The following is a 24,218-nucleotide window of genomic DNA, read 5'->3' on the forward strand; positions in this document are numbered from 1 at the left end:
ACCACCGCGAGTATTACCATACTTAATTCCAAGATCTAAACATATTTGACGACAACTTCTAGTTCCTGAAATATAATCTTTTGATGCCTTGATTTTATCTTCAAAAGAATATTTATATTTTTTTCCCATAAAAAATACCTCCAAAGTAGATTTTGGTTATTTACCATGTCTACTTTAGAGGTATCATATCATTATGCTGGTGATAGTTCTTTTTTATAATTAAATGAAATAGATTAATAAAAATTCGTCATTACTTTCGTATAATAATTAAACATTATTATTATTATTGTTATTATCACTATAAAAGTTATTATATGTATTCGAAAAGTTATCTTGGCAAGGTGAAGTACTTAACTTTTCTTTATGTTTATCATTAAGTATTTTTACTGAAGTGCAAGTAATACCTACTACTGCTAGTACCATAAACACAATAGAAATAGCAGAAAATAGAAGAAAATCACCAAGCTCAGCATCTTCGTTTTTTAAGATAGTTAATGTATATTTGTCATCAGTAGATTCATTACTAGATTCATCCGTAGATTTATCACTAGATGTTATAGAAAAAGTATATGCACCTGGATCTTTAATATAAAATTCAAAAATTGCTTCACCATTTTCATAATCCAAATTGTAGTCATTATCTAAATTGCATGTATAGATAGGAACTTTTTTATTAGTTTCTTTATTAACTAATGAAATATCTGAACTAGTTATAGGAGAGTCATTTTCGTCAATTGTATTATTTTCATTAGGGAATAAATCATCTATATTGAAAGCAAAGTCATTGTCATAATAACTATCATCGTCGTAATAGCTGTTATTGCTAGAATATATATCGTCGTAGGTATAATCTTTGTATATAATATATTTTCCTGGCTTATCGAAAGCTATAAGATGTTCACCAGGAACATTTACTCTATTCATAGGAGTATCATTGAAGATATTAGAAGTGTAGCAACCATACACGAAAGTTACTACGGTAAGTATTATTAAAAATGCCCCAAGAATATATCCTAGAATATAAATTGTTTTTTTCATAGTCATCCTCCTAAAATTACATAGTTTATTTCAATATATATAATTATACAATAAAGGATATAATTGAATAAACAAAAACTTACACAAAATTCAAATACATTTCATATTGATATGTTAGTATTTCCTCAATGAATAATGGAGAGGGGATTTTAATAATATGAACGATAAAAAGGCGACGAGGAAGTTTTGTATTAATGGATCAATGGCTATAATATATTTATTACTTATGACATTAAATACAACAGGAGTATTAGTTCATGAAATTTTAGGTATTGCATTTTCTGTTTTAGTAATAATTCATATTACATCTAATAGAAAGTGGCTAAAGCTTGTTGGTGAAGGGATATTTACTAATAGAATAAAAGTTCGAGCAAAGTCAATGTGGATTGTGGATCTAATTATGATTATTTCTATGTTAGCAAGTATTATTACAGGAATATGTATTTCTAAATATATTTTTAGTTTTTTAAATATAAGCAATACTAGTACCATTGAAAATTTACATATATCTGCATCGTATATATGTTTAATTGCAATTTCAATACACACAGGATTTCACTTTTCTAAAATACTTGATGCATTTAGAAAGGTTTGGGGAATAAATGAAGAGTTTAAAACTAGGAGAGTAATACTGAGAATTTTAGTTATTGTGTTAGTTCTTAATGGTATAAGAGTATCAATTCAAGAAGATATAGGATCTAAGATATTATCTCCTATAGCTTGGAATTCCAATAAAGAAAAGACTATTCAGTGGCCTGAAGATAATGGAATGCCGGATAATAACAATAATCAATATGTTATTGGCAGGTTAAACAATAACAATTCAATGGCAAGAGGAAGAAATTCTCAAGGTAAAGGTAATTTTAATAATGGAAACAATGGTTATGGGCAACAATCTGGTGAAGGTGAACAAGGTTACGACTCTCAATATGGAGAATCAGATAACTATGGACAAAATGATGAAGGAAATGGAGGATTTTATGGCAATGGTCAAGGAGAAATGCCAGATGGTTCAAGTGGTAATGGCCAAGGTGGAATTCCAGGAGAATTTAATGGTAATATAAAAATTAATGAAAGGTATACCTCTACCAGTGGAAATTTAGATTCTATTTTTAATATTATCTCAATTATGAGTATATATGTAGCTGGAACATATTATACAGTAAGGTTAATTGATAGAAAAAGTGAAATAAAGAAATAATATAAAATAATTGACATACATAATATTTTAAAATTAGTATTGTGTGTCAATTATTTTGTTTTTATAATAATTAATAATCAGGTTGGAAATTATATTCATAACACAATATTTAAACTGTTTTTCAAAGTAAGGAGTAATTTTTAATGAAGAAGTTATTAAATTTATTTTGGGCATTTTTCAAAATAGGCGCTTTTACCTTTGGTGGAGGATATGCTATGGTTCCTTTAATTGAGAAAGAGATAGTTGAAAAACAAAAGTGGGTTGATAAAGACGAATTTGTTGATATCATAGTTTTATCGCAGAGCTTTCCCGGTGCATTAGCAGTAAATTGTTCAACAATGGTAGGATATAAAATATGCGGAATTGTTGGAGCAGTAGTAACTCTTTTAGCAGTTGTATTACCATCATTTATAATAATGCTTATGGTAGCAATGTATCTTATGAAGTTTAGAAATAATATATATGTTAATGCTGCTTTTAAAGGAATTAATGCTGCAGTACCAATAATGGTATTGGTAGCAATAGTTTCATTATCAAAGTCATTAAGAAAATCAACAATGACATATATAATTATGGCAGCAGCACTAATAGTATTACTGTTTTTCGATATTAATCCTATATGGGTTATTATAGCTTCAGCACTATTTGGAGTGGTTTATTATGGTAGAGGAGAAGAAGAGTAATGATTTACATAAAGCTATTTTTATCTTTTTTAAAAATAGGTACTTTTAGTTTTGGTGGAGGATATGCAATGCTTCCTTTTATACAAAAGGAGGTTGTTGAAAAAAATCAGTGGATAACGATGACGGATTTTACTGATATAATAGGAATTTCGCAAATGACACCGGGACCAGTAGCTATTAATTCAGCCACTTTTGTTGGATATAGAGTTGCTGGAGTTTTAGGCAGTATTGTAGCAACAATAGGGATAATATTCACCTCATTTATTTTAGTGCTTATAACAAGCAAAGCTATAAAAAAATTTAAAGATAATCCTAGAATAAAAGGTATGTTTATGGGGATGAGGCCAGCACTTATAGCGCTGATATTGACAGCATTTTTATCATTGGCTAAGGAAGCTTACGTAGATTTAAAATCGATTTTTATAACATTAATAGCAGCAGGATTTTTATTTACGAAAAAGCTACATCCTATTTTAGTAATTATTTTATCAGCAATTTTAGGGATTATATTATATTTATAATTTTTATTTTGCCACTACTTATCTAGAACAGATTTTAATATGATTTATTTGAAGACAAAAGCTGCTGCACTTATATTTGTGTGCAACAGCTTTTGTATCTATATTAATGTATTGCAAATTGTGAATTATATAACTCTGCATAAATTCCATTTTGCTGTAGTAAATCTTCATGTGTTCCAGATTCAGAGATACCTTCATCTGTTAATACCATAATTTTGTCAGCATTTTTAATTGTTGATAGTCTATGAGCTACAATAATTGTGGTTCTACCTTCAGATAATTTTTCAAGAGACTTTTGAATTATAAGTTCAGTAGTATTATCTAGTGCAGAGGTAGCTTCATCTAAAATAAGAATTGGCGGATTTTTAAGGAACACTCTTGCAATTGAAAGTCTTTGCTTTTGTCCTCCAGAAAGCTTTACACCTCTTTCACCAATAAAAGTATCATAGCCATTTTCAAGACCTAAAATGAAATCATGAATATTTGCTTTTTTTGCAGCTTCTATAATATCTTCAAGAGATGCATTAGGACTTCCATAACATATATTTTCTTTAATTGTCCCTGTAAATAAAAATACATCTTGTTGAACGATACCTATATTACTTCTTAATGAAGCAAGTTTTATATTATTTATATCAATATTATCTATAGATATAGTTCCTTCTGTAGTAGAATAGAATCTTGGAATAAGATTACAAATTGTAGTTTTACCGCCTCCAGAAGGTCCAACTAATGCAACGGTAGAGCCTTTTTCAATTGTGAAAGATATATTATCTAAAATATGATTTTCGTCATCATAATTAAATGATACATTATTAAATCTAATATCACCTTGAACATTAGAAAGCTCTAATCCATTTGGATTATCTTTTTCACATTCTTCTTCAATAAGTTCAATAAATCTTTTAAATCCAGTGGCACCAGATTGAAATTGCTCAACAAAACCAATAAGTCTTTTTATTGGGTTTAAGAACATTGATATATAAAGGAAGTATGCGGCAAAATCACCAAAATTAATTACTCCTTTATAAGCAAAATAGCCACCAGCAATAAGTGCAACAAGATTCAATAAATCTAATAAAAAATACATTCCTGAGTAAAACTCAGCCATTGTTTTATATGCAAAGCTACGAGCTTTTATAAAAAGGACGTTATTTTTCTTAAACTTTTCTAGTTCATAATCACTATTAGTAAATGCTTTTACAACACGAATTCCTGAAATACTATTTTCTAATGAAGCGTTTATTTCTCCAGTTTGAACTCTAGTTTCCATAAATGCAGCTGACATTCTTTTTCTCTTTTTTATGGTAAACCAAATTAAAAGTGGTAATAAAAGAAATATTATAATTGTAAGAGGAACATTTATGGTGCATAATATGAAAAATGATCCAACAAGTGTTATAAGAGATATGAATAGATCTTCTGGACCGTGGTGTGCTAATTCAGATATATCCATTAAATCATTAATAATTCTTGACATTATAACTCCTGTCTTGTTATCAGAAAAATATCCAAGAGGAAGTTTTTGTAGATGAGTAAATACATCTTCGCGCATTTCAGCTTGCATTCTAACGCCAACAACATGTCCCCAATATTGAACAAAAAAATTGAATATATATTTTAAAATATATATCACTAATAAGGAAATACCAAAAACAATTAACAATCGTAGGTTTTTATTTGGTACTACATTATTGATTATTTCTCTTGTAATCATAGGGTATACAAGATCACAGAGTGCTAGAGCAAAGGCGCATAATAAATCTAGTATAAATAGTTTTTTATGATTTGAATAATAGCTAATGAATTTTTTAACCATTAAATACCTCCTTTTCAAGATTAAAAATGCATAATTACTATGTTACACTTATTTTTTGATTATTACAAATGAAAAATAAAGAAAAAAAGAAATGAGGCGATAATTTATTAGATATAAGTGAAAGGAAGGTGTTTATATGGATATTGGTAATTTATCTATGGCTATGAGTCAAAATTTATTAAATACATCAGTACAATTGTCAGTATTAAAATTAGGTATGGATAGTAGTGAAGAATTAATGGTTAATATGCAAGAAATGATGGAAAATGTAGTAGTGGATCCTAATGTAGGGAGAAATATAGATATAATGGCATAAAGAGGAATATTGTAAGGTTATCATAGATAAGATTGTTTATGATAACCTTTTTTAATGTATATTTTACAAAAAAATATGTGCATTTTCATGAAAATTATGAACAAACTTTGACTAAATTATTAAAAAAGAGTAAAATTAACATCGTCGAAAATTATACGGAGGTGGACAAAATGAGACCAAAGCTTTTTACGATGATAAAAAAGCAAGAATTCACAAAAGAGAAGGTTATTAAGGATATCGTTGCAGGTATAATCGTGGCAATTATTGCATTACCACTGTCAGTGGCGTTAGGTATATCTTCAGGGGTATCCCCAGAAAAGGGTTTGATAACAGCTGTTGTAGCTGGATTTATCATATCTTTTGTAGGTGGAAGTAGAGTTCAAATAGGGGGCCCTACAGGCGCTTTTGTTATCATTGTTTATGGAATTATAGAAGATTACGGTATAGATGGACTTATAATGGCAACAATAATGGCTGGTGTTATATTGGTCATTTTTGGATTGTGTAGGTTTGGTAATATCATAAAATTTGTACCCCATACAATAACAGTAGGGTTTACAGCAGGTATAGCTGTTACACTTTTAGCAACTCAATTAAAAGATTTTCTAGGGTTACAAATAGATAAAGTACCAGCAGAATTTATTCCTAAAATAATATGTTATGTTAAAAATATAAGTAGTATAAATTTTACAGCTTTGGTTATAGGAATTTTATCAATTATTATTATTTTATTTTGGCCTAAAATTAATAAAAAGATACCGGGGTCATTAGTGGCTATTATTATAACTACTTTAATTGTACAACTTATGGGATTAGATGTTGAAACTATAGGAAGTAAGTTTCCAACATTATCAGGAGCAATTCCTATGCCATCATTACCTAATATGGATTTGAAAACTATAGAGGGTCTTATACAACCGGCATTTACTATAGCGATTCTTGCAGCAATGGAATCATTATTATCAGCAGTAGTTGCCGATGGAATGATTGGTGGAAATCACAATTCTAATATGGAATTAATAGGACAAGGTCTTGGAAATATTGCATCAGGATTATTCGGAGGAATACCAGCAACAGGTGCTATAGCAAGAACTGCTGCAAATGTAAAAAATGGTGGAAGAAGTCCAATAGCAGGAATGGTACATGCTGTAGTGTTATTATTAACTATGATAATGTTTATGCCTCTTGCAAAAATGATACCTATGACTACACTAGGAGCTATACTTATAGTTGTTTCATACAATATGGGTGAATGGAAGACATTTGCATCATTATTGAAGGCACCTAAAAGTGAAGTAACAGTTTTACTTTTAACTTTCTTTCTTACTGTAGTTTTGGATCTTGTGGTGGCTATAGAAGTTGGTATGGTATTAGCAATGATATTATTTGTTAGAAGAGTTGCAGAAAATACTGAAATTAAATCTACAATACTTGGAGCTGAAGGCGATGATGAGGAAGTAAGCGATAAATCAAAAGGAAATGTTCTTGTGTATGAAATCAATGGACCATTTTTCTTTGGAGTTACTCACAAGTTTATAGATATTATGAAGAGATTAAATTCTTCATATGATGTTTTAGTTTTAGATATGAAACATGCAACTACTGTAGATGCAACAGCTATAGATGCTTTAGAAAGATTATATAAGAGATGTGAAAAGAATAATATTAAACTTTGTTTAGCTAACATTAAAGAGCAGCCTAAAAAAGTTTTAACTAATATGGGCTTTATAGATTTAGTTGGAGAAGAAGCAGTGTTTAAGAGTAGAGATAAGGCAATAGAGGGTGCAGTACCTAATGTTGCTATATAATTAGTATAAGTTAGTAAAGGCATTTCATTGGAATTGATAAATTTTAATGAAATGCCTTTTGTGTTTTTTTGGTATTTATTGAGGGGTGGGGAATATGTTGTTAAAGTTCATATTAGTATCCGTTGCAGATAAGTAGTGGTAAGTGGATATTTATCTCAGGTAAGGAAAAAGATTCAATGTATATTTTTATTAAGAAATGTTCAGAATTTAGAAAAGTATTCTGGAGGAAAAAAATATGCAATATTCAAAGAATCTATTAACTGATAAATCGAAATTCTACTCAATATTAGAGAAAATGAATAACAAGATTAAAGAGGATAAAGAAATTAAAAACAGAAGTTGTCCACATTGTGATAGTACGAAAGTAATAAAGTATGGAAGAGTAAAAAGTAATAAGGCACAGATATTTTATTGTAAGAAATGTAGAAGAAGATTTGTGGAATCTATTGGGACACCATTTTATTGTAGCAAAAAAAGTAATGAAGTATGGGATAAATATTTTGAAAATATGTGGATTGGATGCACTATAAGGCAATGCGCAAAGAAAGGTGAGATCTCTCAAAATACTGCCTTTTTCTGGAGGCATAAAATTCTGAGTTACTATTCAAAGTTTATTAAAAGAAAAACACTAGAAGATGAAGTGGAGATATTAGTGAGAACTTATGCACAGAATTCAAAAAAAATAAAAGAATCAGTTGTTGAAAATGTTAATAAAGAGATATTTGAATTAAAAAAAGGCGAGAGGTTTTACTTCTTTTTTACTAAAGATAATAACGATAATATAGGATTTTTGCCATTTGATAAATATCCCCTAGTAAGATCAACACTAGAAAGAAATTTGTTAAATATTTTAAATGAGGTGAAAAAGGTATCTATTTATGGAAATAATATTATCAAGTCTTATGTAAAAAGGAGATTTAAAGAAGTTTCAAGAATAGCTCAAGATTCCAAGTTATTTTTCTATGAAAGAGAATTGAAGACTTGGATTAGTGGTTTTTGGGGGGTGTCTTTCAGATATATTACTAATTATTTGAATTGGTTTAAATTATATTATGACAATAATAAGGAATATAAGAACACTAGACAGTATATGTATAGAACTATTAGGGAACTTATTTTAGAAAATGTAATATAAAATGAAAGGTATAGTTTTGTCCAATAAAGTGAATTATACAGAAGATAACAAAAAACACTACTTATCTATAACAGATGTTAATATGAAGTTTAGTTAAATGCAAATTCCATGTCGAAAAATATATAGAAAAAATGGTTGATATTTACTAAAAAGTTATTATATACTATATAACAAAATAACAAACAAGTTATAAAAAGTTTATTTTTAAATTGTATAGGGAGATGTGGAAAATGAAAGGAAAAAATACGACTATTATTGCAGCAGCAATAACTACGGTTAGTGTTTTAGGGGTGATTTTATTAATAGATGGGCACAAAACGGTACCTACTGGACATACTGGAATAAAAGTAGTTTTAGGAAAAGCACAAGAAGAAACATTAGCAGAAGGTTGGCATTGGAAAATGCCATTTGTTACAAAGATTGAAGTGATGGACAATAGGACTCAAAAAATTAAAGTAGAAGGTTCTTCTGCAAGTAAAGATTTGCAAACTGTATCAACTAAAGTTGTAGTAAACTTTAGAATTGATAAAGAACAATCATCTAATTTATATAAAAATGTAGGAAGAACATATGAAGATACAATATTAGCACCAGCAATTTCAAACAGTGTTAAGGCAGTTACAGCAAGATATACAGCAACAGATTTAATACAACAAAGGGATGAGGTAGCTTCTGCCATGACAGAAGATTTAAAAGAAAAGATGTCTGTTTATGGTATTGTAATAGATGGATTTAATATTACTAATCTTGATTTTAGTGAAGAGTTTAATAAAGCAATTGAAGCAACACAAACAGCACAACAAAATGCATTAAAAGCGCAACAAGAATTAGAAATTTCTAAGGCGGAAGCAGAAAAGAAAGTTGTAGAAGCTAAAGGTGATGCTGAAGCTAATAGAATAAAAGCAGAATCAATTGATGATAAGATATTACAACAAGAATTTATTAAAAAGTGGAATGGAGAATTACCAAAAGTTATGGGCTCAGATGGTAATGTTTTAGATGTAACTTCATTAATGGGACAATCACAAAATTAGAAGTTGAAAATTAAATAATAAATGATAATATTATTAGGGATAATAATATTATCATTTTTTTTGTACAAAAGAGGAGGAAAGTTAATGGAAGACAAGAGAACTTTAAGGTGGTATAACTTAGGCATGATAGCCTTTGTTATGGTATGGGGATTCGGAAATATTGTCAATAACTTCGCTCAACAGGGACTACAAGTAATAGTATCATGGGTACTAATTTTAGCACTATATTTTGTACCATACGCATTAATGGTTGGTGAAATGGGGTCAACTTTTGATTCAACTAGCGGGGGAGTAAGTAGTTGGGTTAAAGAAACCTCTGGAGCGAAAATTGCATACTTTGCAGGATGGACGTATTGGGTTGTACATATTCCATATTTAGCTCAGAAGCCACAATCAGTAGTAGTAGCTCTTGGATGGGTATTCTTCCAAGATGGTTCTAAAGTTAGTAGTATGAATCCTATAGTTTTACAATTAATTACTCTTGTAATATTTTTAATATTTATGTGGGTAGCATCAAGAGGAATAACCTCTCTTAAGACAATAGGAACAATGGCAGGAACAGCAGTTTTTATAATGTCAATTTTGTATGTAATTCTTGTATTAACTGCACCGGCGTTAAGAAATATAGAACCAGCTACAACTAATATTTCTGTAAAAAGTTTTGTACCGTCCTTTAACTTTAGTTATTTAACAACATTATCAATGTTAGTATTTGCTGTGGGAGGAGCAGAGAAGATATCGCCATATGTGAATAATACAAAGAATCCAGAGCGAGAATTCCCAGTTGGTATGATTATGTTAGCAACATTAGTAGGAATATCTGCAATATTAGGTTCTATAGCTATGGCATTTATGTTTGATGCAAATAATATTCCATCTGATCTAATGTTAAATGGTCAATATAATGCTTTTAAGAGATTAGGAGAATATTATGGACTTGGCAATTTATTTTTAATTATATATGCTTGTGCTAATACTATAGCACAAATTTCAGCGTTAGTTTTCTCAATAGATGCGCCACTTAAAGTATTACTTGCTGATGCTGATGAAAAGTATATACCAAAATCATTAATGAAGACAAATAAATATGGAGCACCAATAAAAGGATATTTGTTAACATTAGTTTTAGTTAGTATATTGATAATTGTTCCAGCTTTAGGGATAAAAGATATTAATGGATTATTTAATTGGTTATTAAACTTAAACTCAATAGTAATGCCAATGAGATATTTATGGGTATTTTTTGCATTTATTGCATTGAAAAAACTTGGAACAAAACAGAATAAAGATGGCTATAAATTTGTTAAGAATGATTCATTAGGATTTGCTATAGGAATGTGGTGTTTTATTTTCACTGCATTTGCATGTATAATGGGTATGTTTCCTAAAGTAGAGGCATTTTCTTCAGAATGGATTTTTCAATTAACGTTAAATGTAATAACACCATTTGTACTTATTGGACTTGGTTTAATATTACCGATAATAGCTAGGAGAGAAAAATCAAGAAATATATAAATATAAAAGTCGTCATATCTCTCTGGCGACTTTTATTTGATTTAATTGTTATAATAAAATATAATTATCATGAAAATGTTTAAATTGAGGTGAGGAATATGTCTAAAGGTAATAATTCGAAGCCAAGTAAAAAAGAATTAAGAAGAGAAGAAAAAAGAAGGTTAGAAGAAAAAGAAAATAAAGTTAAGAAGATTATAGATGTAATTTTAGCTTTAATTTCAGTAGTAATGATTTTATTTGTGTTTAGCATAATGATTGTGAAGACAGAAAAAGGAAAACTTTTAGTGTGTGGTATTGGGGGAATACTGCTATCAATAGTAGCTAGTGTATATGGATATAAAGAATACAGATTTTCAAAACAAGATGGCAAATACAAACAATATTTTGGAGGGGCAGTATTTTCTTTTGTAGTTTCAGTTCTAGTACTAATTACTGCTAATTTAGTATAATGAAAAAAGGATATGCACTTATTACTGGAGCTACTAGCGGTATAGGATTTGCTATAAGCGAAATTTTGATTGGACAAGGATACCCAGTATTGCTTACAGGAAGAAATGTAGAAAAATTAGAGGAATTTAAGAGAAGATTTCCAAATAGTAATATTGACACAATTGCGGTAGATTTAAATAAAGCAGAAGGTATAAATGATTTAAAAGAATATATAGATAAGCACAATATATATATAGAAATTTTAATTAATAATGCTGGAGCAGGATATAATGGCGAGTTTTTAGATATTCCTTTAAAAAAACATAAAGAAATTATAAATGTAAATGTAACGGCATTTACGGAAATTTTATATTTAGCATTAGAAAATATGGTTAAGAATGGCGGAGGCAAGGTGCTAAATGTAGCATCTTCTGGAGCATATCAACCTGGACCAACAATTGCTGTATATTATGCTACTAAAGCTTATGTATTATCGTTATCTTCAGCGTTGCGAGAAGAGTACAGAGACAGGAATATAAGCATTTCAACGCTTTGTCCAGGTGCCACTAAGACTAATTTTTCAAAGAGGGCAGGAAAAGGAGATTTAGTTAATGCTGTATCACCAGAATTTGTTGCTAAAAAAGCTATTAATGGATTATTAAGAGGACAAGCAATTATTAAGCCAGGGATGGTAAATAGATTATTAATAAATATTACTAAAATAATGCCAGCAACATTAAATGCTAAGGTTGTAAAGAAGATACAGAAGAGAGCGGCTAATAAGATTTAAATAAAGTGCTATTTTGGAGTTCTAAGGTTATAAGGTACGTTACCACTACTTAACTGCAACAGGTGTTAATATGGCAGATCACCACTACTTAACTGCAACGGATGTTAATATGATAAAAAAACTATAAGGTGGAAATTAAGAGGGGTTGTCGCACAAAAAAGTAAAATCAAAGTACGGTAGTTTTTTCAGCAAAATAGAAGTCAGGGCACAAGTATGAAGGCACAAGGCACAGGTGTCAGTTCACAGTACACAGTTATGGATGAAATTCCCTTTGGGGAATTTCTGAGATTGTAAGTGAGAGATTTTTGGGGATATAGTAAGCTTTAGCTTCCTAAAGACATTTATATTTGATATATAACTATTACAGGTAGCTAATGAAAGCTTTACTTTCATGTAGCTTGGAGTGGGAACCCATGATTTATGAAAAACAACACTTAAGTATAATAGTTTTATATATGCATTAAATACAATACATGTACCCTGTTTTCTGCCATAATAAAAGGAGGTATCACTAACAAATAAAAAGTTGTTAGTGATACCTCCTTTAATTTTATATTACAAATTCACCGTTTCTAAATATATCTACAACATTACCATCAAAAGTATCTGCTGTAATATTTAAATTAGCGGAACCTACCATAAAGTCTTCATGAACTAAAGAAATGTTACCACCAGCGTTTTTTAATTCTTCATCGCTCATATTTTCACCGTTTTTAATTGTTGTAGCATAGCAACTACCAAAGGCAAAATGACAAGATGCGTTTTCATCAAAAAGAGTAGAATTAAAAATAACACCACTTTGATTTATTGGAGAACTATTTGGAACTAATGCAACTTCTCCAAGATAACAAGACCCTTCATCAGTTTCAATTAATTTTTTTAATAAATCGTAATTATCTTCACAAGTGAAATCTACTACTTTTCCATCTTTAAAATGAAGTGTAAAGTTTTCAATTAATGATCCTCTATAATTAAATGGTTTTGTATTTTTAAGCCAACCATTTATACCAGTTCTATAAGGTGTTGTGAAAATTTCTTCTGTTGGTATATTAGCTATAAATTCGATTCCATTAGCATTTTTTTCAGAACCACCTTGCCAAATTGCACCTTCTGGTAAATCTACTGATAAATCGATAGTAGGCGATTTATAGTGCATTGTTTTTATATGTAAGTTATTTAATTTTGTAGTTCTTTCAAATAAGGTTTTAGTATGATTCTTCCAAGATTCTACAACATTATCATTATCAGCTCTTACAGCAGAAAGTACGATATCGTACAATTTGTCTAATGCTTCATCTATTGGAAGATTAGGAAATACCTTAGACGCCCATGTTGGTGATGGTACATTTACAACACACCAGCTAAGTACGGAGTTAAGAATATATTTACTATGGTTTTTTAAGGCTAAATTTGATGCTTTGCTTTCAATAGATATTCTTTCACTATCAATACCTTTAAGTGCATCAGGATTTGGTACTGTAATTGATAAATAAGCTGCATTAATTTCATCAGCACCATTTATACAGTCAACTAAGAACTTTGGATATTCTTCTAGATACTCCTTTTTAGAATATTGATATCGTGCTCTTTTGCATTTGTTAGATATCCAATTTACATGTACATATTTTGCACCAATTTTATATGCCTCTTCAACAACAATACTGGTAAAGTCTTCACATTCTATAGTACTATTAATATAGAGAGTTTGACCATTTTGTAGATTTATCCCGTTATTTACAATAAGCTTTGCGTAATTAATTAATTTGTCATTTAAAGATAACATTGAAGTCCTCCTTTAGTTGTATTTTATTTACTTATTAATTATTATATCAAAATACATTAGTATTATGAAATGTTTACAAATTGATTAAATAGTATAAAATATAAATATAGAATAAAATTTAGGTAGGATAAAGATGAATCAATTACAAAATAACAAGATCCTTGCTAAGAAGTTTTATGCAGAAAGAAATATTACAAAAGCAATGTACTTTTATTTAAAGGCATATGGCTGCGAAGGAGGAAATAGAGATAAAGAACTTATCTTAGATATAGCTTTATTGTATGATGAGATGGGTCATTTAGAAGAAGCAAAGGAAAAGTTCAAGGAAATAATAACAATAGATCCATTAGAAGAAAGAGCATATTATGGTATGGCCATTGTTTATGATAATAGAGGTCAATTTAGTAAAGCTGTAGAATTTTATAAAAAAGCTATAGAAATTAATCCAAATTATAATAGAGCATATTTTTTTATGGCTGGTGCATATGATGCCATTGGGAAACAAGATGAAGCTATTGAGGCTTATAAAAAAGTAATAGAGCTTAATGAAGAAGATTTTTGGGCTCATTTAAATTTAGGTGCTATATATGAGGAAAGAAATGAAAATCAATTGGCACTTGAAGAAATTGAAAAAAGTTTAGAGATAGAGCCATATGATTATTTGGCTTTATTTAATAAGGGGGTAGTATTAAAGAAGCTTAATAGAATAGAAGAAGCTAAAAAAGCATATTTTAACTCAATAGATGAAAATGATGAATATTCGTATACATATTTAAATTTAGCAGTAATATACAAAGAAGAAAATGATTTAAAAATGGCTATAAAAGTGATAAGTAAAGGAATATTAAAGAGACCAGAAGAGGGTTTTTTATATTATAATAGAGGATGTTTTTATAATAATTTAGGTTGTATTAGAGAAGCTATTGAAGATTTAAAAAAGTGTGTAGAGACATATATTCCTTTTGTTAAGTATATAAGAAAGGATAAAGAACTTAAGAACTTAATGGAGAATGAGGAATTTAAAGCTTTTATAGATAGTATTGACATCCATGAGGAGGAAGAAAAGTGAAAAAGATATTAATTGATTGGGTTTTACCAATATTAACAGCAATAATTTTAGCTATACTTATAAAAAAGTTTTTGTTTGTAGTAGTAACAGTGCCAACTGGTTCTATGAAAGCCACTATAATGGAAGGAGATAGACTTATTGTAACAAAAGTCTATAATCCAGAGAAGTTAAAGACAGGGGATATAGTAGTTTTTGATTTTAAAGAAGATAATGAAAAATTTGTAAAAAGACTTATTGGAACTCCAGGAGATACAGTAGAGATATTTGAAGATGGTAGTGTTAAAGTTAATGGAAAGTTATTAGATGATTCATATGTATATGAAAGAGAGTACGTTACTGATGTTTATCAAAAGTATGAAGTGCCAGAGGATTCGTATTTCTTTTTAGGTGATAATAGAAATGATTCAAAGGATTCAAGAAAGTGGATAAATAGTCCTTATATAAAAGGTGAAGATATTGAGGGAAAAGCTCAGTTTACAATATATCCTTTTAATAGAATTGGAAAATTGAAATCTTATGATTATGCAAAATAGTATAACATAATTAAAAACACAGAGATTTGTTATAAAAGATACATATATCTGTGTTTTTATTTTTAAAAAAAGTTTTTTAATCCAGTATAATATTTTTATAATATAAATGGTTAATACATGAAATTATGTTTCATGCTTTTATGGCATCTATTATATAATATTTAAATTTTATTAATAATAGTGTCTTTTAATATGTTATAATATAAGGTGCTACAATTTTTAATAACATATTAAAGGAGATTAATTAATGGATAATTTAAATCATGAAGTAGAACTTGCTATAGAAGAAAGTCATTTAGGATATGTTATAGAGCAATTACAAAGTGAAAGACTAAAGGAATTAGAAAAAAGAATTAAAATTTCTAACTTAATAATAGATCATAGAAAGAAGACTTTAGAAGCATACGAGGATGATGAAGATAGGGTAGCGGAATATTTTGATCATGAGTCTTATGTAATGGAAGAGACGTTTAAGTCTATAGATAAAACAATTCAAGAGATAACAACGCTAATGCCAGCACCGTACTTTGGAAGAATAGATTTAAGAGAAGAAGATAGTGAAGAAGATAAGCTATATATAGGGCGTTTCGGTGTAATGAATAAAGAAAAATTTGAACCTATTATAGTAGATTGGAGAGCACCTATAGCTTCTACCTTTTATAATGGAACTTTAGGAGAAACAACATATACATCTCCAAATGGTGATATATCAGTAAATGTTCTTTTAAAAAGACAATTTATAATTAAACAAGAAAAGTTAAAAGGAATGTTTGATTCTGCTATTGATGTAAAGGATGAAATATTACAAAGTGTTTTAAGTAAAAATTCGTCAGATAAGCTTAAAGATATTGTTATGACGATTCAAAAAGAACAAGATGAGATTATAAGAAGACCTAGAAATTCTGTTGTTGTAGTTAATGGTGTGGCAGGTTCAGGAAAAACTACAATAGCATTGCATAGAGTTGCTTATTTATTATATAACAATAGAGAAGTTCTAAAAGATAAGATGCTTATATTAGGTCCAAATTATATTTTTATGGAGTATATTAGAGACGTACTTCCTACTCTTGGAGAATCTGGTATTGATCAAATGACATTTGTAGACTTTGCGTTGAATCTTTTAAATTTTGATAGAGATCAATTGATGTCTTTTGATGAGTATATGGAAAAAATAGTTGATAATAACAAAGAATTTATTGAAATAGTTGAGAAGAAAACTTCAGATGAATTTATAAATGAATTAGATAATTTAGTTAAAGACATGGATGAAAATGCCGAAGTAAAAGAAATAAAATATTTTGATAAAGTAGTACAGTCTGTGGATGATATAAAAGAAATGTTATATACGCATTTTAAAACTATGCCACTTTATAGAAGAAAGAAAAAAATAAAAAGAATAATCTTTTCAAAGTTGAGAGATGCAAGAAATGAAAGAGTTTGGGAGATAGAAAGAAAGTTTAAGGAAACTGTAGAATCTCTTAATGAAGATGATCTTAAGTTACAATTAAACAATTTAGAATATAAAAAGACATTAGATATAAGAGAAGCTGTAATGGAAGTTATAAATATAAAGAAAACTTTAACATGGCTTGATAATATTCCAGTTGAAGAAGTATATGAACCATATAAAAATGGTGATATTTATACAATAGATGATTTAGCACCATTACTATACTTAAGAATTAAGTTAGAAGGTATTAAGCTAGGAAAAGAAATAAAACATGTGGTAATTGACGAAGCACAAGATTACTCTAAACTTCAATTTTTAGTTGTAAAGAAAATAACTGAGGCATTAGGACTTACTATTGTAGGGGATAGTAACCAAAGAATAACACCGATAGAAGGCAATATTCCTATGGAAAATATTAAAGAGATATATTCAGATTGCGAAGATATTGAAGTATTTTCACTTAATAAGAGTTATAGATCTACGAAAGAAATCATGGAATATGCTAATAGTTATTTAGAAGGAGAAAAAATAGTTCCATTAGTTAGAAGCGGAAATAAGGTTGTTGTTGAAAATGTTGGATCTAAAGAAGAGTTAGTAGATACTCTAAAAGAAGCTATTATGGATATGGAAGATGCAGAGATGGAGACAGTAGCTATAATAACTAAAAATAAAGAAGAAGCAGAAGAGTTAAATGAACTTCTTAAGGGTGAAGGTCTAAAATTATATGATAAAGAAGAGATGATATATAAAGGCGGTTATATTATTATTCCATCATACTTGTCCAAAGGATTAGAATTTGACGGTGTAATAGTAGTAGAGCAAGGAAATGAAGAAAGCAAGTTGTCTTATGTAATGAGTACAAGAGCATTACATAATTTAAGAGTAGTTAGAAATTGTTAATAGTTAGGAGCTGTTGCAAACAAAGTTTATTTGTTAATGCTACAGCTCCTTTTTGATTTAAATGAAAAGTCTAAATAGTCAGTAATCTTATTTTAAATTTAATACAATAGCTTTTGGTCTGCTCATAGATTCTATTGAATATTTGATACCTTGTGTACCCATACCTGAAGATTTTACACCAAGGAATGGGAAATGGTCAGGTCCTCTTTCAGTTTTATTATTAACTTGAACTGTTCCAACCTCAAGCTTTTTAGCTATGTAGAATGCCTTGTCTATATCTTGAGTGAATACAGATGATTGAAGACCATATTCAGATTTATTAGCAATTTCAATAGCTTCATCAATTGAAGATACTCTGATTAATGGTAATACTGGTCCAAATGGTTCTTCCCAAGCAAGACGCATATCTGTAGTTACATTATCGAATAATGTTGGGTAAATAGTATTACCTTTTCTTGTGCCTCCAGTGATTAATGTAGCTCCAGAGTCTTTTGCATCTTTAATTAAACCTTCTACATAATCAGCAGATTTATTGTCGATTAAAGGAGTTATTACAACACCTTCTTCGTCAGGATTACCAACTTTTAAATTTTCTATTTTTTCTTTTAGTAGGGGAATTAACTTATCTGCAACACTATCAAAAGTTATAATTCTTTTTACTGCAGTACAACGTTGTCCAGAATAGGAGTATGCTCCATTAATTATATTAGTAGCAGCAGTTTCTAAATTTGCATCTTCTAAAACTATAGCAGCATCTTTACCACCTAATTCTAAAAGAAGAGGGATCATTTTTGATAGGGAAGCTATATGTTGACCTACTTCTGTACTACCTGTAAAGTTGATGAAGTTTATACCAGGATGAGTTGCTAAGTAATCTCCAATTTCACTACCTCTTCCAGTTACAGTATTTAAAACACCGGCAGGTAAACCAGCTTTATTAAATATTTCTGCAAGGTATAGGGCTGATAATGAACCTTGAGTAGGTGGTTTTAAAACTACAGTATTTCCTGCCACTATTGCAGGACCAATCTTTGATGCAGATAGATTTACAGGGTAGTTGAATGGAGCGATTGCTAGTACAGTTCCAAGGGGCTCACGAGAAACAAAAGACATTTTTGATTTAGATCCTCCAGGAAAGCTATCGCCAACTAAAGCTTCACCTTGCATAGTTTTTGCAGTATCTGCTGTAAATCTAAGCAAATCTGCAGTTCTAACAACTTCGGAAACACAAGATTTTTTATCTTTTGATATTTCCATCATCATTAATGTTGCCATTTCTTCAGAATTTTCATCTAAAAGATCGGCAGCTTTGTATAGAATTTCAGTTCTGTCACTTAGGGAAGTTTCTTTCCATGAGATAAAAGCTTCTTTGGTATTCTTTATTGTCATGTCAACTTCTTCTGTTGTCATAGCTTGAACTTTACCAAGTAAAGAACCATCTACTGGAGAGAAAATTTCGATTAATTTATTAGAATTAGATTCAATCCAGTGCCCATTATATAGGTTTTTATAAATTTTGTTTTTACAACATAAATTTGTGAACAATAGTATCACCTCTTCAGCCAAAATTTTTTTAATATTTACAATATTTTAAATGTTGTTATACACTATATTATATTGTTCCACAAAAATATACAAGTATTATGACAAAATAAAAAATCTACTGAGATTATTCAGAGTAGATTTTGTTATAACCTATTTTATTGTATTTAATTCAAATAAAAGCCTGAATAATAGCCTAGCGAGCATAACCAATACCTTGTTCTACTAGGTACCATTTTTTATCTTCTTTGTTATATTCATAAGTTACATCATGATAAGGTGTATCATAAAAAAGCTCTGCATACTTGCAATCTTTCAATAGATAATCATATTTTTCGCAAATTTCACTAATTTTCAAACTACTTTCTCTTAAAAAATAATTTGTATCGTTTACAGAAAGTTGTAATATATGTTCACTACAAGGAAAAAAAATAGTATCATCATCTAGGATAATAGGTGGTTTTTTTCCGTAGTGAGCAAAGCCTATAAAGTTTGGATTTAAAATAGGATTTTTTCTCAATGGTAATTCCTCCCTAAAAATGCTATATTTACTATAATTATAAAATTATGAAAACTAATCCTCAACCCTGTTAATTTGGCATTTAAGTATAATATCTCTTGCATAATATCATTTTCTCTTATTAAAAAAAACACACATCATTTTTCAAGTTAAACAATTTTAAATTTTATGATATTACATTTTTAAGAAGATCAGAGGAATATTTTTATATAATTTGCAATTGTTAAAAAAGGGTTCTCGCTAACGATATTTAACCGTTATTGAGAAAACCCTTAAATATTATTTACAAAATGCTTTTGTGTTTATATTAGCAATTACAATTATTTCTGCCAACGATTTGATTTAATGATAAAGTTCTAGTGTCGCAATCGCAAGAACATCTACAAGAATTGTTACAATTATTGTAGTTATTGTTGCTATAGTTAGCTACATCAGAATAATTACGACTATCGTTGTAATTAGCTATATTAGCATAATTGTTGTAATTATCATAATCTACATAATCATTTGAACATTCATTGTAATTATCAGCATAATTTTCAGTGAAGTTATTCCAAGTATTTCTAGTATTGAAATCATTGCTATAATTGCTATATGAATTATAGTCAGAATCACAATTTCTACGAGAATCACAATCACAGTCGCATTGACAGTGGCAATCACAAGTATTTTCGTTTTCTAAAGCTGTTAGTAATTGTGCAAAATCACTAGCTAATTTATTTTCAGCCATAGCTGTTGAATTTAATAATTCTATGAATTCACATACTTTTTTACATAAGTTCTTTGAGCAACCTTTGAAAAGACAGCAGATAAGTCTAGTTACCTCTTTTGTGAAACAAGCAAATGCTTCTGCTTCTTTTTCAGCTGCTTCGGCTATTTGTTGTACTAGACAAGGAGAGTTATTTCCACATTCTAGTGCTTGATTTAAACTATATGCTGTGTTGAATAAATTATTTGCAGCAGCTTTTCTATTACAGAAAGCTTCTTTAACTTCGCAAAGTAATTCTTTCTTTTTGCAACAATTTAAATTGCTTTCTTTAATTAAATTTTGAATTTTACGAAGAGCACAATTGAAAGAATGATTTAATTTCTCCTCAGACTCTGCGATTGATTGATAAAAACAGTACATAATTTTTTCCTCCTATTTGATATTATAATATCAATGTTTTTTTATAATATCAGTATATGAATAAGAGGAAATCTGGTGAAAACTATTTGTTTTTGTTAATAGTTATTACTGTTGAAAAATTTATATTTTTAAGTTTAATTTCTTTATTTATATCATTAATTAAGTCAATTTCAGATTTATACTTTTTAGATAAAGTGTCATCAGTAGTTATATTAAATAATACATTTTTATCATCACCACTACCTACAAGTCTTAAATCAGTCATTTCAGTAACACAAGGGAAAGACTTAAGAACATCGGATAGTATATCTTTTGTAATGCTAATTTCTTTTTGATCTAGATTTATTGGATCCATGTGTATAACAAGATGTACGTTGAATTTTCTAGAAATTTCATTTTCAGCTTTATCAATTATATTATGAACTTCCACAAGACTTAAAGTCGAAGGAACTTCGGCATGGATAGATGCAAGACATTTATTAGGACCATAAGAATGAATTAATAAGTCATGAACGCCTAATATATTAGGGTATGATAATACTTCTGATTCAATATTTTTAACTAATTCACTAGATGGTTTTTCACCTAATAATGTATTTAATGTTTCTTTTGATAATTGAAATCCTGAATATAATATAAATATAGCAACGATTAATCCCATTGTGCCATCTAAAGGAAAAGAAATCCATTGAGATAGAATTAATGATATAACAACAGTACCAGAAGTAAAACAATCACTAAGAGCATCTACAGAAGATGCCTTTAGGGCAGAGGAATTAATAAGTTTAGCTAAATATCCATTAAACTTACTAAGCCATAGTTTAAATGATATTGAGATTAGTATAAGTAAAGTTGGTATCCACTGAAATTTTATTGTAACAGGATGAATAATTCTTGATATAGACGATTTTACGAAGGAAAAACCAACTAACAAAACTAATACAGAAACTATTAGTGCTGATATATATTCAATACGACCATGACCATAGGGATGATCATCATCAGCAGGTTTTGCTGCTAATTTGAAACCTATAATTGTTACTACGGAACTAAAAACATCAGATAAATTATTAAAGGCATCTGCAGTAACAGCTAAAGAATTAGAGAAAATACCAACCACAAATTTTATAGAAAATAAAATTAAATTAACAATTATTCCTACGATTCCACCAAGAAATCCAAATTTATCTCTGACTTTACTATTAGTTTTGAAATTTTCATTATCTTTTATAAATGTTTTTACTAGAAATTTAGAAAACATAGCTAGATGTACGCCCCTTTACTATAGTTTTACTTTAATTATATATTAAAGAAGTGCCATTTGCATATCAATAAATTAATTTGTTATACTGTATAAATCAGGAGGGGATAAATATGTGCAATTTAAGTAACGAATTAATAGATTTTTTATATAATAGTCCTACAGCTTTTCATGCGGTAGAGAATATTAAAGAAATGTTAAAATCAGAAGGATTTGAGGAATTAAAAGAAAATCAAAAATGGCAAGTAAATACTGGTGGAAAATATTTTGTAGATAAAAATGGATCAGCATTAGTGATTTTCAATATTGGAGAGGAAAGTGTAAATTTTGACGGCTTTAAAATAGTTGGTGCTCATACAGATTCACCAGGTTTTAGAATAAAACCTCATCCAGAAATGGTAAGCAATAATTATATTAAGTTAAATACTGAAGTTTATGGTGGTCCTATAATTAATACTTGGTTTGATAGGCCATTAGCTATTGCAGGAAGAATTTGCACTAAAGGAAATGATATTTTAAATTCTGAGTATCATTTTGTTAATATAAATAAACCAATAGCTTATATACCTAATTTAGCAATACACATGAATAGAGAAATAAATAAAGGCGTAGAATTAAATAGACAAGTAGATACATTACCGATTTTGGGACTTATAAACGAAGAGTTTGAAAAAGACAATTATCTTTTGAATATAGTAGCAAAACAATTAGAGATTGATGTTAACGATATTTTAGATTTTGATTTATATTTATATGAATTTGAAAAAGGAACAACTTTTGGTGTTAAAAATGAATTTATTTCATCTTCAAGAATAGATGATTTATCAATGGCTTTTGTTGGAGTAAAAGCAATGATAAATTCTTTAGATAGTGGATTTAAAGGAACAAATGTATTAGTTCTTTTTGATAATGAGGAAATAGGAAGTACAACTAAACAAGGTGCAGATTCACCGATGCTTTCTAATGTATTAGAGAGAATAATATATAGTATGGGTGGAAATAGAGAAAATTTCTTTATGAATATTGCTAATTCATTTATGATATCTGCTGATGGTGCCCATGGAATTCATCCAAATAGAGGCGAAAAGAATGATCCAACAAATATACCACTTATAAATAAGGGTCCTGTAATAAAAATTTCTGCTAATCAAAGATATACATCAGATGCAGATTCAATAGCTGTTTTTAAGAATATATGTAATAAGGCTAATGTGCCATATCAAACTTTTGTAAATCGTTCTGATATGGTAGGAGGATCTACTATTGGACCGATTTCTTCATCACAATTACCAATCAAAAGTGTAGATATAGGTGCAGCTATGCTTGCAATGCACTCTATAAGAGAAGTTATGGGAACTAAGGATCTTGAATATTTTGAAAAAGTTATTACAGAATTTTATAAAATATAGAACTTATTATCAAGTATTGAAATATGTTGTTATTAGTGATAAAATAATTGCAAGTAAATAATTAATCAATGAATATTGCCTATGGTAGAGGTGCTAAAGTCAATAGTAGTTATTTTTAGTGGGTACACAATGAGAAATAATGAAAGGGGCGATGGCCGAAGTGAATGGATAGACATTGAAATTCACTGGCATTGTAAATAATATTTATAATGTTGTCACTAATTTTCGTGGAGAGCTACAAAGGTTACATTTTACAAAAATGATGTATTGTATAATACAGCTAAGGTAAGTGTACCCTAGCTGTTTTTTATTTTTTTAATAACTTTTACATAA

Annotated in this window: 21 protein-coding genes and 1 riboswitch; of the genes, 14 read left to right on the forward strand and 7 right to left on the reverse strand. The window is 28.9% G+C overall.

Annotation, left to right across the window (positions count from 1 at the left end; genetic code table 11):
* Positions 1–267 precede the first annotated feature (267 nt).
* Positions 268–1,038, reverse strand: a complete 771-nt coding sequence (locus tag KQI30_RS07035; protein WP_216462587.1) for a hypothetical protein — start codon at positions 1,036–1,038, stop codon at positions 268–270.
* Positions 1,039–1,195: 157 nt separating this feature from the next.
* Between KQI30_RS07035 and KQI30_RS07040 the strand changes: the two genes are divergently transcribed.
* From KQI30_RS07040 to KQI30_RS07050, 3 genes are all read left to right on the forward strand, one after another.
* Positions 1,196–2,239, forward strand: coding sequence for a DUF4405 domain-containing protein (locus KQI30_RS07040; RefSeq protein ID WP_216462588.1), 1,044 nt, complete (start codon positions 1,196–1,198; stop codon positions 2,237–2,239).
* A 143-nt stretch (positions 2,240–2,382) separates the two neighbouring features.
* Complete coding sequence (locus KQI30_RS07045) at positions 2,383–2,922, forward strand: chromate transporter (protein ID WP_216462589.1); 540 nt, start codon at positions 2,383–2,385, stop codon at positions 2,920–2,922.
* Positions 2,922–3,443 (forward strand): chromate transporter, encoded by a 522-nt coding sequence (locus tag KQI30_RS07050; RefSeq protein ID WP_216462590.1) that lies wholly within the window; start codon positions 2,922–2,924, stop codon positions 3,441–3,443. Before KQI30_RS07045 ends, KQI30_RS07050 begins: the two co-directional genes overlap by 1 nt.
* A 103-nt stretch (positions 3,444–3,546) precedes the next feature.
* Here KQI30_RS07050 and KQI30_RS07055 read toward each other — a convergent pair whose 3' ends face one another.
* On the reverse strand, positions 3,547–5,262 hold the full coding sequence (locus KQI30_RS07055; protein WP_216462591.1) for an ABC transporter ATP-binding protein: 1,716 nt from the start codon (positions 5,260–5,262) through the stop codon (positions 3,547–3,549).
* 136 nt (positions 5,263–5,398) lie between these two features.
* On the opposite strand from KQI30_RS07055, the gene KQI30_RS07060 reads away from it, so the two are divergent.
* From KQI30_RS07060 to KQI30_RS07090, 7 genes are all read left to right on the forward strand, one after another.
* Positions 5,399–5,578, forward strand: coding sequence for a YjfB family protein (locus KQI30_RS07060; protein ID WP_216462592.1), 180 nt, complete (start codon positions 5,399–5,401; stop codon positions 5,576–5,578).
* A gap of 170 nt (positions 5,579–5,748) precedes the next feature.
* Entirely contained in the window at positions 5,749–7,386 is a 1,638-nt protein-coding gene (locus tag KQI30_RS07065) for a SulP family inorganic anion transporter (protein WP_216462594.1), read from the forward strand.
* A 235-nt stretch (positions 7,387–7,621) separates the two neighbouring features.
* Positions 7,622–8,521: an IS1/IS1595 family N-terminal zinc-binding domain-containing protein gene (locus KQI30_RS07070; RefSeq protein WP_216462595.1), complete on the forward strand. Its 900-nt coding sequence runs from the start codon at positions 7,622–7,624 to the stop codon at positions 8,519–8,521.
* Positions 8,522–8,751: 230 nt separating this feature from the next.
* On the forward strand, positions 8,752–9,555 hold the full coding sequence (locus KQI30_RS07075) for a prohibitin family protein (protein ID WP_216462597.1): 804 nt from the start codon (positions 8,752–8,754) through the stop codon (positions 9,553–9,555).
* A gap of 84 nt (positions 9,556–9,639) precedes the next feature.
* Entirely contained in the window at positions 9,640–11,070 is a 1,431-nt protein-coding gene (locus KQI30_RS07080; protein ID WP_216462599.1) for an APC family permease, read from the forward strand.
* A 98-nt stretch (positions 11,071–11,168) separates the two neighbouring features.
* Positions 11,169–11,519: a DUF4181 domain-containing protein gene (locus KQI30_RS07085; protein ID WP_216462600.1), complete on the forward strand. Its 351-nt coding sequence runs from the start codon at positions 11,169–11,171 to the stop codon at positions 11,517–11,519.
* On the forward strand, positions 11,519–12,289 hold the full coding sequence (locus KQI30_RS07090) for an SDR family NAD(P)-dependent oxidoreductase (protein ID WP_216462602.1): 771 nt from the start codon (positions 11,519–11,521) through the stop codon (positions 12,287–12,289). Before KQI30_RS07085 ends, KQI30_RS07090 begins: the two co-directional genes overlap by 1 nt.
* 550 nt (positions 12,290–12,839) lie before the next feature.
* Here KQI30_RS07090 and KQI30_RS07095 read toward each other — a convergent pair.
* Positions 12,840–14,072: an aminopeptidase gene (locus tag KQI30_RS07095; RefSeq protein WP_216462604.1), complete on the reverse strand. Its 1,233-nt coding sequence runs from the start codon at positions 14,070–14,072 to the stop codon at positions 12,840–12,842.
* Positions 14,073–14,199: 127 nt separating this feature from the next.
* Between KQI30_RS07095 and KQI30_RS07100 the strand changes: the two genes are divergently transcribed.
* From KQI30_RS07100 to KQI30_RS07110, 3 genes are all read left to right on the forward strand, one after another.
* A complete protein-coding gene (locus KQI30_RS07100) occupies positions 14,200–15,141 on the forward strand; it encodes a tetratricopeptide repeat protein (RefSeq protein ID WP_216462658.1) in 942 nt (313 codons plus the stop codon).
* A complete protein-coding gene (lepB, locus tag KQI30_RS07105; RefSeq protein WP_216462605.1) occupies positions 15,138–15,674 on the forward strand; it encodes a signal peptidase I in 537 nt (178 codons plus the stop codon). The genes KQI30_RS07100 and lepB overlap by 4 nt, the downstream gene beginning before the upstream one ends.
* A 247-nt stretch (positions 15,675–15,921) precedes the next feature.
* Positions 15,922–18,024 (forward strand): HelD family protein, encoded by a 2,103-nt coding sequence (locus tag KQI30_RS07110; RefSeq protein WP_216462606.1) that lies wholly within the window; start codon positions 15,922–15,924, stop codon positions 18,022–18,024.
* An 87-nt stretch (positions 18,025–18,111) separates the two neighbouring features.
* Here the strand turns inward: KQI30_RS07110 and KQI30_RS07115 are convergent, their stop codons facing one another.
* From KQI30_RS07115 to KQI30_RS07130, 4 genes are all read right to left on the reverse strand, one after another.
* Positions 18,112–19,569, reverse strand: a complete 1,458-nt coding sequence (locus KQI30_RS07115) for an NADP-dependent glyceraldehyde-3-phosphate dehydrogenase (protein WP_216462607.1) — start codon at positions 19,567–19,569, stop codon at positions 18,112–18,114.
* 193 nt (positions 19,570–19,762) lie between these two features.
* On the reverse strand, positions 19,763–20,086 hold the full coding sequence (locus tag KQI30_RS07120) for a hypothetical protein (RefSeq protein WP_216462608.1): 324 nt from the start codon (positions 20,084–20,086) through the stop codon (positions 19,763–19,765).
* Positions 20,087–20,393: 307 nt separating this feature from the next.
* Positions 20,394–21,215 (reverse strand): hypothetical protein, encoded by an 822-nt coding sequence (locus KQI30_RS07125; RefSeq protein WP_216462609.1) that lies wholly within the window; start codon positions 21,213–21,215, stop codon positions 20,394–20,396.
* 82 nt (positions 21,216–21,297) lie between these two features.
* On the reverse strand, positions 21,298–22,476 hold the full coding sequence (locus tag KQI30_RS07130) for a cation diffusion facilitator family transporter (protein WP_216462610.1): 1,179 nt from the start codon (positions 22,474–22,476) through the stop codon (positions 21,298–21,300).
* A gap of 113 nt (positions 22,477–22,589) precedes the next feature.
* Between KQI30_RS07130 and KQI30_RS07135 the strand changes: the two genes are divergently transcribed.
* Complete coding sequence (locus KQI30_RS07135) at positions 22,590–23,885, forward strand: M18 family aminopeptidase (RefSeq protein ID WP_216462612.1); 1,296 nt, start codon at positions 22,590–22,592, stop codon at positions 23,883–23,885.
* Between the two features lie 77 nt (positions 23,886–23,962).
* Positions 23,963–24,131, forward strand: a riboswitch (Lysine riboswitch).
* Positions 24,132–24,218 lie beyond the last annotated feature (87 nt).

This window comes from Clostridium bornimense, assembly GCF_018917145.1.
GTDB lineage: Bacteria > Bacillota > Clostridia > Clostridiales > Clostridiaceae > Clostridium_AN > Clostridium_AN bornimense_A.

What these genes read in the sequence shown, in the direction of transcription:
- KQI30_RS07035 (WP_216462587.1), bottom strand. Translation starts at nt 1,038, where the DNA reads ATGAAAAAAACAATTTATATTCTAGGATATATTCTTGGGGCATTTTTA.
- KQI30_RS07040 (WP_216462588.1), top strand. Translation starts at nt 1,196, where the DNA reads ATGAACGATAAAAAGGCGACGAGGAAGTTTTGTATTAATGGATCAATG.
- KQI30_RS07045 (WP_216462589.1), top strand. Translation starts at nt 2,383, where the DNA reads ATGAAGAAGTTATTAAATTTATTTTGGGCATTTTTCAAAATAGGCGCT.
- KQI30_RS07050 (WP_216462590.1), top strand. Translation starts at nt 2,922, where the DNA reads ATGATTTACATAAAGCTATTTTTATCTTTTTTAAAAATAGGTACTTTT.
- KQI30_RS07055 (WP_216462591.1), bottom strand. Translation starts at nt 5,262, where the DNA reads ATGGTTAAAAAATTCATTAGCTATTATTCAAATCATAAAAAACTATTT.
- KQI30_RS07060 (WP_216462592.1), top strand. Translation starts at nt 5,399, where the DNA reads ATGGATATTGGTAATTTATCTATGGCTATGAGTCAAAATTTATTAAAT.
- KQI30_RS07065 (WP_216462594.1), top strand. Translation starts at nt 5,749, where the DNA reads ATGAGACCAAAGCTTTTTACGATGATAAAAAAGCAAGAATTCACAAAA.
- KQI30_RS07070 (WP_216462595.1), top strand. Translation starts at nt 7,622, where the DNA reads ATGCAATATTCAAAGAATCTATTAACTGATAAATCGAAATTCTACTCA.
- KQI30_RS07075 (WP_216462597.1), top strand. Translation starts at nt 8,752, where the DNA reads ATGAAAGGAAAAAATACGACTATTATTGCAGCAGCAATAACTACGGTT.
- KQI30_RS07080 (WP_216462599.1), top strand. Translation starts at nt 9,640, where the DNA reads ATGGAAGACAAGAGAACTTTAAGGTGGTATAACTTAGGCATGATAGCC.
- KQI30_RS07085 (WP_216462600.1), top strand. Translation starts at nt 11,169, where the DNA reads ATGTCTAAAGGTAATAATTCGAAGCCAAGTAAAAAAGAATTAAGAAGA.
- KQI30_RS07090 (WP_216462602.1), top strand. Translation starts at nt 11,519, where the DNA reads ATGAAAAAAGGATATGCACTTATTACTGGAGCTACTAGCGGTATAGGA.
- KQI30_RS07095 (WP_216462604.1), bottom strand. Translation starts at nt 14,072, where the DNA reads ATGTTATCTTTAAATGACAAATTAATTAATTACGCAAAGCTTATTGTA.
- KQI30_RS07110 (WP_216462606.1), top strand. Translation starts at nt 15,922, where the DNA reads ATGGATAATTTAAATCATGAAGTAGAACTTGCTATAGAAGAAAGTCAT.
- KQI30_RS07125 (WP_216462609.1), bottom strand. Translation starts at nt 21,215, where the DNA reads ATGTACTGTTTTTATCAATCAATCGCAGAGTCTGAGGAGAAATTAAAT.
- KQI30_RS07130 (WP_216462610.1), bottom strand. Translation starts at nt 22,476, where the DNA reads ATGTTTTCTAAATTTCTAGTAAAAACATTTATAAAAGATAATGAAAAT.
- KQI30_RS07135 (WP_216462612.1), top strand. Translation starts at nt 22,590, where the DNA reads ATGTGCAATTTAAGTAACGAATTAATAGATTTTTTATATAATAGTCCT.